Consider the following 13,496-nt stretch of genomic DNA (forward strand, 5'->3'; position numbering starts at 1 on the left):
CTGCAAAAAGAGCAAATCCCGGGAGATATACCAAGTGAGTCCCGGCGGCACGACCGCCGGGCGGGTCCGTCAAAGCCGGGCGGACCGGCAAAACCGAAAATCCTTCCGGACTTCTTTCGGAATCAATTCTCTTCGTTAACTTGGGATTTTGCGATTTCCCAAACCTGTATGCCATCCCCGCGTTTTCTCCGTCATCCCGTCCTGTTTGTCCTCTTCGGGGCGACGGCCTCGTTTTGTACCTACGCCTGCATGAACGCCTTCCGCCGGGGCATTACAGCGACGGCCTTTGAAGGGCTCGTTTTTGCGGGAGTCAACTACAAAATCTGGCTGGTGACGGCGCAGGTGCTGGGCTACGCCACCTCGAAGGGCCTCGGCATCCGCTTTGTCTCCGAACTGACGCCCGCCCGCCGGGCTGCCACGCTGATCGGGCTGATGATCGTCGCCCTGCTGGCGCTGCTGGGCTTCGCGCTGGTGCCCGCTCCCTGGAACATTCCGCTTCTGTTTCTGAACGGCATGCCGCTGGGCATGGTCTATGGCATCATGCTGGGCTTTCTGGAAGGCCGACGGCAGACCGACGCGCTGGTGGCGGGCCTGACCGCCTCGTTCATCTTCGCCGCCGGGCTGGTCAAAACCGTTGGGCTGACCATCCGCGATTCGTGGGGCGTTTCCGAATTCTGGGTCCCCTTCGTAACCGGCTCGCTGTTTGTGCTGCCGCTGCTGGTGTCGGTCTACGGGCTGACCCTGCTGCCGCCGCCCACCGACGAAGACCGCGCCCTGCGCACCGAACGCCGCCCGATGAACGCGGACGAGCGACGGACGTTCATCGCGACGTTCCGGCCCGGTCTGGTACTGCTGATCGTGTCGTACGTCCTGCTTTCGGCCTTTCGTGATTTCCGCGACAATTTCGGCCCCGAAATCGTGCGGGCGACCGGACTGACCAATCCGGCCGTATTCACCCAGACCGAGACGCTGATTGCGCTGGGAACGCTGGTCATGATGGGGTCGATGCAGGTGGTCAAAGACAATTTTCGGGCGTTTCGTTACCTCAACGGCCTGATGCTGCTGGCCGGGGCGCTGGTGGGCCTCAGTACGTGGGCGTACCAGCAGGGTCTGCTGTCGCCGGGCGTCTGGTACACGCTGGTGGGCATGGGGATTTACATGGCCTATGTGCCCTGCAACGGGCTTTATTTCGAGCGGCTGGTGGCTTCGTTCCGGTACGTCAGTACGGTGGGCTTCATGGTGACGCTGGCCGACTGGTACGGCTACCTGGGCAGCGTGGCCGTGCTGCTGTACAAGAATTTCGGGCAGCCGAATATCAGTTATCTGTCCTTCTTCATCTACGCCGCTTACGGGATGGCGGCGCTTTATGTGGTGCTGGTGGCGTTTTCCTTCCGGTATTTTCGAAAAAAATACCGGCTTTACCGGGAAGAGGCCGTCGCGGCGACTTAGTTCAATTCCAAATTAAGCCGGAGGCGAACGTTTATAACGGCAAAAGTGTACCTTCGCTACAGGTAGATTTTACTGACGACGTGAAAGCTGTGGTTCTTCTTCTGCTGAGTGGCCTTGTCCTGCTGGGAAGCTTTTTCCCGGCGTTTGGCCCCAATCAGTCCGGCAAAATGGCCGAGCTGGTGCAGCACTACCGTGACCATTCCCGCCAGACTTCTGACCTGAGCGTTTTCGATTTCCTGAAGATGCATTACGGCGCCTCTTCCGAACATCACAAGCATCCGAACCACGGGCACCAGCAGCTTCCCTCCATTGATTTCACGGCTCCCAGCTTCCTGCCGCTCGGTACGGATTGTGTACTGACGTTGCCAGCCGTTGCCGTGCTTTCAACTGGCAAGCTCATCAGCAGTTACCAGTTGCTTTACTCCTTTCTTTCGGTCACTTCGCTGCTGAATCCGCCGCAGTGAGGTTTTGCGGCCCTTCATGACGAGGGCCGGCCCGTATTCTTTTTGCTTCTTTTTCTCCCATTCTTATTCTCACAGGCGGCACGTGCTCCAGTTGCGCTCCTGTCGGTACAATTATGTTTGACGCCATTATCCGGTTTTCTATCCGGAACAAACTCCTCATTGGCGCGATGATGCTCGCCCTGCTGGGCTGGGGTGGGTTCGCTGCCTACAACCTTCCCGTCGACGCCGTTCCTGACATTACCAACAACCAGGTTGTGGTCATCACGCAGACACCCGCCCTGGCTGCCCAGGAAACCGAGCGTTTCATTACGGCACCACTCGAACTGGCGATGGCTAACCTGCAGGACGTGGTCGAAATTCGGTCGGTTTCCCGGTTGGGGCTGTCGGTCCTGACCATCGTTTTTTCGGAAGACACCGATATCCTGAAAGCCCGCCAGCTTGTTTCGGAGCAACTGACCACGGCCCGGCAGAACATCCCGGCGGAGTTTGGTCAGCCTTTTCTGGCCCCGATTACTACCGGCCTGGGCGAAATCTACCAGTACACGCTGGTTCCGAAGCCGGGCTACGAAAGCCGCTACAGTCTTTCTGAACTGCGCACGATTCAGGACTGGATCGTCAAACGACAGCTGGCGGGCATTCCCGGTGTCATCGAAATCAGCAGTTTTGGCGGATATGTGAAGCAGTATGAAATCAGCGCCGACCCCGACCGGCTACGGGCCGTGGGCGTCAGCCTGACCGAACTGACGGAAGCCGTCAGCCGCAACAACGCCAATACGGGCGGCAGTTATATCGAAAAAACCGGACAGGCTTACTTCATCCGGGGCGAAGGGGCCACCCGCGACCTCCGCGAAATCGGCGACATTCTCGTCCGAAACCACAACGGCGTTCCGCTGCGGGTGAGCGACATTGCGGAGGTCCGGTACGGGCATGCGGTGCGGTTCGGGGCCCTGACCCGCAACGGAAGCCGTGAGGTCGTCGGCGGCATTGTACTGATGCTGAAAGGCGCCGATTCGGAAACGACCATCAAAGGCGTGCAGGAACGCATCGGCCGGATTCAGAAAACCCTTCCCGAGGGCCTGAGCGTGGAGCCGTTTATCGACCGGACCAAGCTCATTTCCAAAACCATCCGGACCGTCGTGACCAACCTGATCGAAGGCGGGCTGATCGTCGTTGCCGTTCTGATTGTGCTGATGGGCAGCTGGCGGGCGGGGCTGGTGGTCGCCTCGGTGATTCCGCTGGCGATGCTTTTTACGCTCGGTATGATGTACACGCTCGGCATCTCGGCCAACCTGATGAGTCTGGGAGCCATCGACTTTGGCCTGATCGTAGACGGCTCGATCATCGTGGTGGAAGCCGTTCTGCACACGCTCTTCGGCGCAGCCCACCTGCGCGGCCGCACACTGAGCCAGACCGAAATGGACGAAACCGTGTTCCAGTCGGCCAGCAGCATCCGGCAGTCGGCGGCTTTTGGCGAAATCATCATCCTCATTGTCTACCTCCCGATTCTGGCGCTGACGGGTATTGAGGGGAAGATGTTTCGGCCGATGGCGATGACGGTCAGCTTTGCCATTCTGGCCGCCCTGATTCTGTCGCTGACGTACGTGCCCATGATCGCCACGCTGGTTTTATCGAAGAAAATCGATTCGAAAAAAACGCTCGCCGACCGGTTCATGGAATGGCTCTATCGTCATTACGAGCCGCTGCTCCGGCGCGCCCTTCGCTGGCGCAAAACGACGGCCGGGCTGGCAGTGGCCCTTTTTGGGGGAACCCTGATTCTGTTCGGCCAGCTGGGCGGGGAATTTGTACCCACGCTCGACGAAGGGGATATGGCCATTGATTTCCGCACGGCCTCCGGCACCTCCCTGAACGCAACGGTTGAAGCGACCCTGAAAGCCGAACAGGCCCTTATGCGGCATTTCCCCGAAATCAACCAGATTGTCGGCCGGGTAGGCGCTTCGGAAATTCCGACGGACCCTATGCCGGTCGAAATGGCTGACCTGATGATTAACATGAAAGACCGCTCGGAGTGGAAGGCCGCTAAAAACCGGGAAGAAATGGCCGAAAAAATGAGTGAGGTCCTGAGCCGCGAAGTACCCGGTACCTCTGCGGAATTCACCCAACCCATTCAGATGCGGTTCAACGAAATGATGACGGGCGTGCGCTCGGATGTGGTCGTGAAAATTTTTGGGGAAGACCTCGATACGCTTTTTCACCGGGCCAATGCGTGCGCCCGGCTGATTGAAAAGATCGACGGCGTGGCTTCCTGCAAGGTCGAACAGGTGGTAGGTCTACCCCAGATCAACGTGCAGTACGACCGGGCCAAACTTGCCCAGTACAATATCTCCATCGCCGATGCCAACCAGTTGCTCCGCACGGCCTTTGCGGGCGAGATGACCGGCGTTGTCTTTGAAGGCGAAAAGCGGTTTGACGTTGTCGTGCGGCTGGATTCGGCGTACCGGAAAGACATTCAGAACGTCCGGAATCTGGTGCTGCCGCTGCCCGGCGGAGGCAGTCTGCCTCTCGAAGAGGTAGCCGCCATCAGCTACCAGCTCGCCCCCGCTCAGATTTCCCGCGACGGCACCAAGCGCCGCATCACCATTGGCGTCAACATCCGGGGGCGCGACGTAGAAAGTGTGGTGGCCGACGTACAGAAACGGATTGAGTCGCGGGTGAGCCTGCCCGCCGGGTACTACTTCACCTACGGAGGCGCTTTTGAGAACCTGCAGGAAGCCAAACAGCGGCTGATTATTGCGGTGCCTATCGCCCTGTTCCTGATTTTTATGCTGCTGTTTATTACGTTCCGGTCACTGCGGGAAGCCCTGTTGATTTTCAGTTCGATTCCGCTGGCGGCGGTGGGCGGCATTCTGGCTCTGTGGTTGCGCGGCATGCCGTTTAGTATTTCGGCAGGCGTTGGGTTTATCGCGCTTTTTGGCGTGGCGGTATTAAACGGCATTGTCCTGATCAGCTATTTGAATCATCTGGAAAAAGAAGGCGACCATAACCTCTACGAGCGAATCTTGCACGGGGTTCAGGTGCGCTTCCGGCCGGTGATTCTGACGGCGGCGGTAGCCTCATTGGGTTTCCTGCCAATGGCGTTGTCGGGAACGGCCGGGGCCGAAGTGCAAAAGCCGCTGGCGACGGTCGTCATTGGCGGGCTGATTACGGCTACGCTGCTGACGCTGGTCGTGCTGCCGGTGCTATACAGTTTGTTTGGGCGGAAAAAACCGAAGGCGCAGGGCCCGGCGCTGGCGACCGTCGTGCTGCTTTCTGTTTCCCTGTCGGCGGTGGCTCAACAACCGGCGGCATCCGTCGGCCAGACACCAAGCGTGCTTTCCCTGCGGGAAGCGCTGGAAACCGGCCTGAAGCAGAACCCGCAAATCCTGACGCGACAACTCGAAGTACAGGGCCAGCGGGCGCTGCTGCCGACGGCGTTCGACCCACCCCGGGCAGTGGTGGATGGGCAATTTGGGCAAACGCAGGCTTCCACTTTCGATTATACCGTGAGTGGGTTCCAAACCTTTGCGATGCCGGGCGTTTACCGGGCTCAGCGGCAGGTTCTGCAAACCGCCGTCACCACGGCCGAACAGCGGACAGTCATCCAGCGAGCCTCCCTGGCCGCCGACATCAAACGGACGTATTACCAGCTCCTTCATGACTTCCAGTTGTTACGACTCATCCAGCAGCAGGACAGCCTGTACCGGCAGGCGTCCCGGGCGGCGGCGATCCGCCTGCGGACGGGCGAAACCAACCGGCTGGAAGCGGTTTCGGCAACATCCCGCCAGCAGGGCAGTCAGTTGCGGCTGGTTACGCTCCGGGCGGCGATTCAAAGCAACCAGCAGGCGCTGCAACTGCTGCTGAATAGTACGACACCCGTACTAGCGGATACCCTCACGCCCCTGCGCCGGGACCCTCCGGTGGATTCAGGCGGCGTTGACGGAAATCCGGTGGTGGGGCTGTTCGAGCAGCAGCTGGTTCTCAGTCGCCAGCAGACGGCCCTGGAACGACTGCGGCTGCGCCCGGATTTTCAGGTTGGGTACCTCAATCAGTCGATTCTGCGGACGGCGGGTTATCAGGCGTTTCTGGTCGGTATGGCGATTCCGCTTTTTGCCAAAGCGCAGAAAGCCCGGATTACGGCCTCCCGCATTAGCGAACAGATTAGCGAAACTCAGCTTGATTATACCCGTACCCAGTTGCGGGGGCAGATCGAACAGTTATTGCGGGCTTCGCAGGCGGCGCAGACTTCCCTGCAATTCTTCGAACAGTCTGCCCTGCCGCAGGCTCAGTTGATTCTGACGACGGCTCTGCGCAGCTACCAGAACGGCGAGATTGACTATGTCGAACTGTTTCAGAACACCCAGCAGGCTTATCAGATTCGGGAGCAATACCTGACGGCCCTGCTGTCGTATTCTCTATTGACGATTCGCGTAGAAGAGTTAATTGGTATTCAGCAATAATTACCCTTCCTGTCAGGGTTTTGTAAACCACGGGGCGAAAACGAACCATTTCATGAGCATTTACCCACTTCTCATAGCTTCCTTACTGGCACTGTCTGCCTGCCAGTCGACTCAGCCTTCGGAGGACGAGTCCGACGCCGAAAACGCGCCTTCGGCCAATTCGGATGTTATTTCAATCACTACCGAACAGGCCTCCTCTCTTGGTCTTCAGGTCGGCGCCGTACAGCAGATAACCGTCAGCGACGAAGTGCGCGCCACCGGCATAGTCGATGTACCGCCACAATACCGCGCTTCGGTCAGCGCCCCGATTGCCGGCATTGTCAAAAGCATCTCTGTGTTGCCTGGACAGGCCGTTCGGAAGGGGCAGTCGTTGCTCACTCTCCAAAGCCTGGAATATGTACAAATGCAGCAGGACTACCTGCAGGCCGCCAGTCAGACAGAATTACTGGCAAAAGAGCTTGAGCGCCAGCGAACCCTGACCAGTGAAGAGGTCGGGGCCCGTAAACGACTCCAGCAGGCAGAGGCCGACTACCGCGCCAATCAGGCTGTCCTGAACGGGCTGGGAACGAAATTGACGCTGCTCGGGACACCGCTGGCGACTCTCCGGGCGGGCCGAATCCAGCCGGCTCTGACCGTGCGCGCGCCCATCTCGGGTCATGTTTCCAGTACGGCCGTCAACCTCGGTCAGGATGTAAGCCCTGCCACAGCACTTATCGACCTGATTAACCGGGAACACATGCATCTGGAGCTCAAGGTTTACGAGAAAGACGCCCTGAAAATCCGGAAAGGTCAGCCCATTCTGATTACGGACAAACGCATCGACAACCAGCCAGTGCGGGGAACCGTTTTTCTGGTTGGGCAGGATTTGCAGGGAGAAGACCGGACCATCAACATTCACGGACACATCACCAATCGACAGCAGGAAGCGCGGCTGCTGCCAGGGCTCTACCTGACGGCCAGTATTCTGACCGGTTCAAGGCGGGCGATGACCGTCCCGGAAGATGCGGTGGTCAGGCGGGGGGAAACCGGGTTTCTGTTTGTCGAAACGGCCCGAAATCAGTACCGCCGCGTACCCGTCCGGATTGGAGCCGGGCAGAACGGCCAGCTGGAGATCCAACCGCTTCAGGACACCCGTTTGACCCGAGTCGTGCTGAAAGGAGCCTACGGGCTGGCGGGCGAACTGACCAAAGGCGAAGAGGAATAAAAACAAAAAACCCCGGTCGCCGACGCCGGGGTTTTATCTTCATGAAGGACAATGCCTTACATCACTCCTTCCATTTTCTTCACCTTCACGGCATTCAGCCCCTTTTTACCTTCGATCACTTCAAACGTGACGCGGTCTTTTTCCCGGATTGTCGTTCCATTCAATCCGGTGATGTGGACGAAGATGTCGCGGTTCGATGCGTCCTCGACGATGAACCCATAGCCTTTGCTCTCGTTAAAGAACTTGACTGTACCTGTTTGCATAAAACTGAATAATTAAGAATTAAGGATTACATGGGTTGAACTTAGGAACAAAAGTCACTAAACAGGTACCAATCGCACACGATTAAGGGTCTACGGGGTCGAACTGGCCGTATCTGTACTGACTTTGTGCAACTTCGTTGGCTCTAAAATAAATAAAACCAACGCATTAGTAAACACAAGGTAATGAAAATAGTTTACTGTCAAAAGTTTTTTACTTTGTTCGCATTATCCTATTTAGGAAACGGTATTTCACCCATTTGGCCCATATACTAAATGGTAGTAACATTCCCTAAAAGGGGTTGTTCCATCAGAAATGAAAGCGTATTTTTGACCATAAACTCATTGGTAGTATGAATAAAGTCAGGTACTTCGTGGAGAGCCAGGCCTTTGGCGTCTGTACCCGGCTGGGAGAGAAAATGAACATCTCTGCCAGTAGCATCCGGCTGTACTTCATTTATACCTCCTTCCTCACGCTGGGTTCGCCGGTCATCATCTACCTGATCATGGCTTTCTGGATGGAAATGAACAAACACCTCCGGCGGCATAACCACCCGACGGTTTGGGAGCTATAAAGGGGAGTTAAAAATTAAGAGTTAAGAGTTAAGAGTTAAAAGTAGCGCTGCCGGGCGAGGAGTTGTCCCGCTGCGAAGCTACTCTTAACTCTTAACTCTTAATTTTTAACTCCTTTTTAGTTGGTCGAACGTCTTTTTTGCCTGGACGAAATAGGACCAGACGATGCTTTGGGGGTAGACCTGTTCGGGCAGCGGGGCGGGTTTGGGGTCCGGGCGGGTTATCGTTTTGTTAATTATCCAGCCGTAAAAGGCGAAATGGGCCTGAAGGATGGCGAGGGTCTCCCGCCAGCGCCCCTGCACCAGAAACTGCACGCCCGAGATGCCATCCAGCACCAGCCGGCCGAAGATCGTTGGGAAGACCCGACCCGCGGGCAGGTTCCGGTAGAGCATCGCCAGGCTGTTGCGAAAATTCAGAAAGGTCTTGCGGGGATTGGATTTCGGGAGCGTCCCTCCTCCGACATGATAGACCGTGGCCCGGGGGCAATACCAGATTTCGTGGCCCGCGTTCTGCAACCGCCAGCACAGGTCAATCTCCTCCATATGGGCGAAAAAAGCCGCCTCGAAGCCGCCCAGTTGCCGGAACACGTCCGCCCGGACGAGCATACAGGCTCCGGTCGCCCAGAAAATGCGGCGTTCGTCGTCGTACTGGCCCCGGTCGGGCTCCACGGTGTCGAAAATCCGGCCGCGGCAGAACGGATAGCCCAGCGGGTCGATGTAGCCGCCCGCCGCCCCGGCGTATTCAAACTGTTCTTTCTGATGAAACGACCGGATTTTGGGCTGGCAGGCGGCCGCGCCGGGATGCCGCCGCATCAGGTCGAGCAGCGGCGCGAGCCAGTTGGCCGTTACTTCGACGTCCGAATTGAGCAGGAGAAAATACCGGGCTTCCACCCCGGCCAGCGCCCGGTTGTAGCCGCCGGCATAGCCTTCGTTCTGCGCCAATCGGATGAGCCGGACCTCCGGAAAGCGCTTTTCCAGCAGGGCAACCGAATCGTCGGTGGAGGCATTGTCCGCGACATAAACGGCATGGCCCGACGAATGCGCCAGGACGGAAGGTAGAAACTGCTCCAGAAACGCCCGGCCGTTGTAATTCAGAATAACTACGGCAAGTTCCTCCATCCGTTACGACATCATGCTGCCCAGGTCGAAGCCCGGAATGTTTGGCAGCAGGCCTTCGGTGGCTTTCCGCAGGTGTTCCTTGATGGGTCCTTCGACGTTTTCGAGGGCTTTGTTGGTGGCCGCCACGATCAGGTCCTGGAGCATTTCCCGGTCGTCGGGGCGGACGAGTTCCTGGTCGATTTCGATTTTCAGCACGTGCTTCTGGCCGTTTACCGTCACGCGCACCATGCCCGCGCCGGAATCGCCCGTGGCGGTGATGCCTCCCAGTGACTGCTGGGCTTCCTTCATCCGGCTCTGGAATTCCTTGACCTTGCCGAACATATCCATCATATTGAACATAGCTGTTGTGTGTTGGCGGGCTTTAGCCCGCGATTGGTTGTTTGGAACTATACGCGAGCGATGACTTCTTTTGGTAAAAAGTTACCGCTTCGGCCTGTGTCCATTCAGTCGGGCTCAGGCCTCACACGGGCTGAAGCCGTGGGTACAGATGTAAACACAAAACTACGTCAAAAGTAAGGCGAGGCCAATAGTTTATCGAATCAGAACGACCGTCCCGCGCCGAACGGTCGTCTGGCCAAGCTGGTCAACGGCTTCGACGCGGTAAATGTACGTGCCCGGGGGCGCCGGCTGTCCGTTTAGCGACCCGTCCCAGCCTTCGGCTTTGTCGCTGGAAAACAGCGCCTCGCCCCAGCGGCTGAAGACCGTGAGCGTCACCGTCCGGAAGAACGAGCTTCCCTTGACGACAAAAGCATCGTTGATCTGGTCGCCGTTGGGCGTAAATGCGTCCGGCACAAACAGCAGCGGCTGGGCCGTGAAAGTGCGGTAATTGGAGTAACTGATGGAGTTATCGCTGGAATAGGCCACCACGCGGAACCGGAACCGCTGAATGTCGGGGTCGGTCAGGTTCGGGCGGAAGCTGGTGTTGGCCTGCAAATCCTTTTCCTCGACCACGGCCCCGCTCTCGTCCAGTTTTTCCAGTCTGTAACGGGCGACGGTCTCCCCAACGAACGGCGATTCCGGCGTCCAGTCTACCGAATTGGGCGAATCGGACTTCAGCCAGATGGTACAGGCCGGAGCCGAGAGCGTGGACGTGATGCCGCAGCTGTTCTGATACGCCACCTGAAAACAGTACGACTGGCTGTTGACGTTCAGGCCCATCACCTGATGCGAACTCCGGGAAACCTCCTCGGCTACCTGCCGGAACGGGCCGCCGGGCGAATCCTGCCGGTAGACCAGCATTTTGTAATTCGGTTTATTGTTCACCGAGGCGTCCAGCAGCCCCTGCAGATCGACGCGCCCATCGGCATTCACGGACACGATCACTTTCCGGTAGGGCGGCGGCACCTCCGTCGAATTGGCCGTCACCTTTTTAATTTCGGACTCAATGGTGGTCACCCCGTTGTTGGCCAGCGCCCGTAACTGGTACGCGTACGCCGTCCCGCAGGCCAGGTTCTGATTATCGGTATAGGTCATGGGCTGTCCGGCATTGACGGTCGTTACCGGGGTGTTGTCCCGCAGCACCGTATACCGTGGCACGCCTTTGCCCTCGGAGGTCCATCTGACGGTATTGACCAGATTCCCGGCCGTCACGTCGAGGCCGATGCTGCACACTTCGTCCGAAGGCTGCTGGTTGTTGCAGGCGTCCTTCACCACCGCTCGGAAGCAGGCCGGAGCCGCCACGGGGCTGGAAAGCGTAAAGGAGCCGGTTCCGGTAAAGGACTGCACCACCGTATACCCGCCGCCGCCGACACTCGCTTCCAGCGTGAAGGTCTGCGTATTCGGAATTCCGCTCACGCTAAGCGTGACGCCGCCGTTGGCGCTGGTGACGAGGCTAGAAATAGTGGGTTTGGGAAGGGTAGTAAACGGGGTTACTGTCTGAGGCACGACGGAACTCTGGCAAAAAATACTACCCGAAGCGTTCTTGTAGATTCCTGCAACCGTAATCGTGCGAGTCGCCGATGTAGGATAGCTTTTAGTAGCGGTCAGCGTGGTTTTGGGAAGCTCCTCGGAGCTACCGTCTCCCCAGGTAATGCGATAGCCATCATACATTCGGCTAACTGCGTCGTCTGTAATTGTAACGTTGACTTGCCGCCCGGAGCAAGTTTTAATATCATATTTTACAGGGCTATTATCAAGTACTTCGACTTCCTGACAGGCCACAGAACCGGTTCCTACGCTACCCAATTGTAGAATTTTGTATTTCCCCGGCTTGTTATAGGTGAACTTCATAACAGAGATGCCCTGGCCACCGTCTATCGGGTTTCCTCCTTTGTAATCATATACATAGAGGAAAATATTATCTGGACTGGCGGTCGTATTGGTTACGGTGATGGTAGCCGGAACCCCGCAGACACGCGTGGAGGAAACGGTAAAGCCACCTTTTGGTGCTCCTGCCGGTGGAACAGCACACCAATCAACCTGAGCGAAAGCAGACCGACCCAGCAGCACCAGCATTCCCATCAAAAAAAGCCGTAGCCAGCGGCTGGCAGAGCCGGGCTTATCATTCCACGTTAACATCACGGGGATTCCAATTGAAGTTTCTAAACTGACTTGCGTGTGGGAGGCTTACGTAAAAAACGGAAAACTCTGTCTTTTAGCATCCCACGAAACGTATCTTTGCGCAATGATGTTTCCAAGGCAGCAAGCAACAGACGTACCAAGCGCCTGCCATTTACCTTCATGAACAACACGCATTCCGATATAAAGATGCTAAACGGGGAAAATAGTAACGTCACTCCCCCGCCCGTCCGGCTCGATTCGATCGAAGAAGCCATTCAGGATATTCGCGACGGGAAAATTATCATCGTGGTGGACGACGAGGACCGGGAAAATGAAGGCGACCTGATCTGCGCCGCCGAAAAAATCACCCCGGAAATGGTCAACTTCATGGTGAAGGAAGGCCGCGGCCTGATGTGCGCCCCGCTGACCGAAGAACGCTGCGAAGAACTGGGCCTCGAAATGATGGTCACCAGCAATACGTCCGTTCATACCACGCCGTTTACGGTTTCGGTCGACCTGCTGGGCAACGGCTGCACGACGGGCATCTCCGCCTCCGACCGCGCCAAAACCATCCGGGCCCTGGTCGATCTGGAAACCAAACCGGAAGACCTCGGCCGTCCGGGACATATCTTCCCGCTCCGGGCCGTGCACGGCGGTGTGCTGCGCCGGACCGGCCATACCGAAGCCGCCGTGGATTTCGCCCGCCTCGCCGGACTGGCTCCCGTGGGCGTACTGATTGAAATACTGAACGAAGACGGCACGATGGCCCGCCTGCCGCAGCTTCGGGAAATTGCCGATAAATTTGGAATGAAACTCGTGAGCATTCAGGACCTGATCGAATACCGCCTGAAAAAGGAATCCCTCATCAAACGGGAAATCGGCGTGGACATGCCGACCGAATGGGGACATTTTGAACTCATCGCCTACAAATCGCTGGCCACCGGCGATACCCACCTCGCGCTCATCAAAGGAAGCTGGGAGAAGAACGAGCCCGTCATGGTGCGCGTCCACTCGTCCTGCATCACGGGCGATATTTTTGGTTCCTGCCGCTGCGACTGCGGCGGACAGCTCCACGGAGCGATGGAACTCGTCGAAAAGGAAGGCAAGGGCGTGGTGCTGTACATGAACCAGGAAGGCCGCGGCATCGGGCTGCTCAACAAACTGAAAGCCTACAAGCTGCAGGAGTCCGGCATGGATACCGTCGAGGCCAATCTGGAACTGGGCTTCAAGATGGACGAACGAGATTATGGCGTCGGTGCGCAGATTCTCCGCGACCTGGGCATTCACAAAATCAAGCTCATTTCGAATAACCCCAAAAAACGCGCCGGCCTGATGGGCTACGGGCTGGAAATTGTGGACACGGTGCCGCTTCAGATTCCGTCCAACCCGCATAACGAGCGTTACCTGCAAACCAAGCGCGACAAGATGGGCCACATGCTGACCCACCTGACCGACAAGCATCTGTAAACCGGCCC

Annotated in this window: 10 protein-coding genes; 6 read left to right on the forward strand and 4 right to left on the reverse strand. The window is 57.5% G+C overall.

The genetic code is table 11. From position 1 onward, the window contains the following. Nucleotides 1–168 precede the first annotated feature (168 nt). The 4 genes from ORG26_RS09885 (at nucleotide 169) to ORG26_RS09900 (ending at nucleotide 7,571) form a co-directional block, all read left to right on the forward strand. Complete coding sequence (locus tag ORG26_RS09885) at nucleotides 169–1,449, forward strand: DUF5690 family protein (protein ID WP_266368850.1); 1,281 nt, start codon at nucleotides 169–171, stop codon at nucleotides 1,447–1,449. Nucleotides 1,450–1,538: 89 nt separating this feature from the next. Beyond that, nucleotides 1,539–1,913 (forward strand): hypothetical protein, encoded by a 375-nt coding sequence (locus ORG26_RS09890; protein WP_266368851.1) that lies wholly within the window; start codon nucleotides 1,539–1,541, stop codon nucleotides 1,911–1,913. A gap of 113 nt (nucleotides 1,914–2,026) precedes the next feature. Next, the gene (locus tag ORG26_RS09895; RefSeq protein WP_266368853.1) at nucleotides 2,027–6,367 is read left to right on the forward strand and encodes a CusA/CzcA family heavy metal efflux RND transporter; all 4,341 of its coding nucleotides are present in this window, start codon (nucleotides 2,027–2,029) and stop codon (nucleotides 6,365–6,367) included. A gap of 52 nt (nucleotides 6,368–6,419) precedes the next feature. After that, complete coding sequence (locus ORG26_RS09900) at nucleotides 6,420–7,571, forward strand: efflux RND transporter periplasmic adaptor subunit (protein ID WP_266368854.1); 1,152 nt, start codon at nucleotides 6,420–6,422, stop codon at nucleotides 7,569–7,571. A gap of 56 nt (nucleotides 7,572–7,627) precedes the next feature. Here the strand turns inward: ORG26_RS09900 and ORG26_RS09905 are convergent, their stop codons facing one another. Then, nucleotides 7,628–7,834 carry a cold-shock protein gene (locus ORG26_RS09905; protein ID WP_266368855.1) on the reverse strand — a complete coding sequence of 69 codons (207 nt, stop codon included), beginning with the start codon at nucleotides 7,832–7,834 and terminating at the stop codon, nucleotides 7,628–7,630. 350 nt (nucleotides 7,835–8,184) lie between these two features. Between ORG26_RS09905 and ORG26_RS09910 the strand changes: the two genes are divergently transcribed. Further along, on the forward strand, nucleotides 8,185–8,406 hold the full coding sequence (locus ORG26_RS09910) for a PspC domain-containing protein (RefSeq protein ID WP_266368857.1): 222 nt from the start codon (nucleotides 8,185–8,187) through the stop codon (nucleotides 8,404–8,406). 105 nt (nucleotides 8,407–8,511) lie between these two features. On the opposite strand, the gene ORG26_RS09915 is transcribed toward ORG26_RS09910, so the two are convergent. The 3 genes from ORG26_RS09915 to ORG26_RS09925 form a co-directional block, all read right to left on the reverse strand. Further along, nucleotides 8,512–9,522, reverse strand: a complete 1,011-nt coding sequence (locus tag ORG26_RS09915) for a glycosyltransferase family 2 protein (RefSeq protein ID WP_266368858.1) — start codon at nucleotides 9,520–9,522, stop codon at nucleotides 8,512–8,514. 3 nt (nucleotides 9,523–9,525) lie between these two features. Further along, the gene (locus ORG26_RS09920; protein ID WP_266368860.1) at nucleotides 9,526–9,861 is read right to left on the reverse strand and encodes a YbaB/EbfC family nucleoid-associated protein; all 336 of its coding nucleotides are present in this window, start codon (nucleotides 9,859–9,861) and stop codon (nucleotides 9,526–9,528) included. 192 nt (nucleotides 9,862–10,053) lie between these two features. Continuing rightward, nucleotides 10,054–11,406: a T9SS type B sorting domain-containing protein gene (locus tag ORG26_RS09925; protein WP_266368862.1), complete on the reverse strand. Its 1,353-nt coding sequence runs from the start codon at nucleotides 11,404–11,406 to the stop codon at nucleotides 10,054–10,056. An 822-nt stretch (nucleotides 11,407–12,228) separates the two neighbouring features. On the opposite strand from ORG26_RS09925, the gene ORG26_RS09930 reads away from it, so the two are divergent. Then, nucleotides 12,229–13,488, forward strand: a complete 1,260-nt coding sequence (locus ORG26_RS09930) for a bifunctional 3,4-dihydroxy-2-butanone-4-phosphate synthase/GTP cyclohydrolase II (protein ID WP_266369363.1) — start codon at nucleotides 12,229–12,231, stop codon at nucleotides 13,486–13,488. Nucleotides 13,489–13,496: the final 8 nt, after the last annotated feature.

Source organism: Tellurirhabdus rosea (genome assembly GCF_026278345.1).
Classification (GTDB): Bacteria; Bacteroidota; Bacteroidia; order Cytophagales; family Spirosomataceae; genus Tellurirhabdus; species Tellurirhabdus rosea.

What these genes read in the sequence shown, in the direction of transcription:
- ORG26_RS09915 (WP_266368858.1), bottom strand. Translation starts at nt 9,522, where the DNA reads ATGGAGGAACTTGCCGTAGTTATTCTGAATTACAACGGCCGGGCGTTT.
- ORG26_RS09920 (WP_266368860.1), bottom strand. Translation starts at nt 9,861, where the DNA reads ATGTTCAATATGATGGATATGTTCGGCAAGGTCAAGGAATTCCAGAGC.
- ORG26_RS09905 (WP_266368855.1), bottom strand. Translation starts at nt 7,834, where the DNA reads ATGCAAACAGGTACAGTCAAGTTCTTTAACGAGAGCAAAGGCTATGGG.
- ORG26_RS09895 (WP_266368853.1), top strand. Translation starts at nt 2,027, where the DNA reads ATGTTTGACGCCATTATCCGGTTTTCTATCCGGAACAAACTCCTCATT.
- ORG26_RS09900 (WP_266368854.1), top strand. Translation starts at nt 6,420, where the DNA reads ATGAGCATTTACCCACTTCTCATAGCTTCCTTACTGGCACTGTCTGCC.
- ORG26_RS09885 (WP_266368850.1), top strand. Translation starts at nt 169, where the DNA reads ATGCCATCCCCGCGTTTTCTCCGTCATCCCGTCCTGTTTGTCCTCTTC.
- ORG26_RS09910 (WP_266368857.1), top strand. Translation starts at nt 8,185, where the DNA reads ATGAATAAAGTCAGGTACTTCGTGGAGAGCCAGGCCTTTGGCGTCTGT.
- ORG26_RS09930 (WP_266369363.1), top strand. Translation starts at nt 12,229, where the DNA reads ATGCTAAACGGGGAAAATAGTAACGTCACTCCCCCGCCCGTCCGGCTC.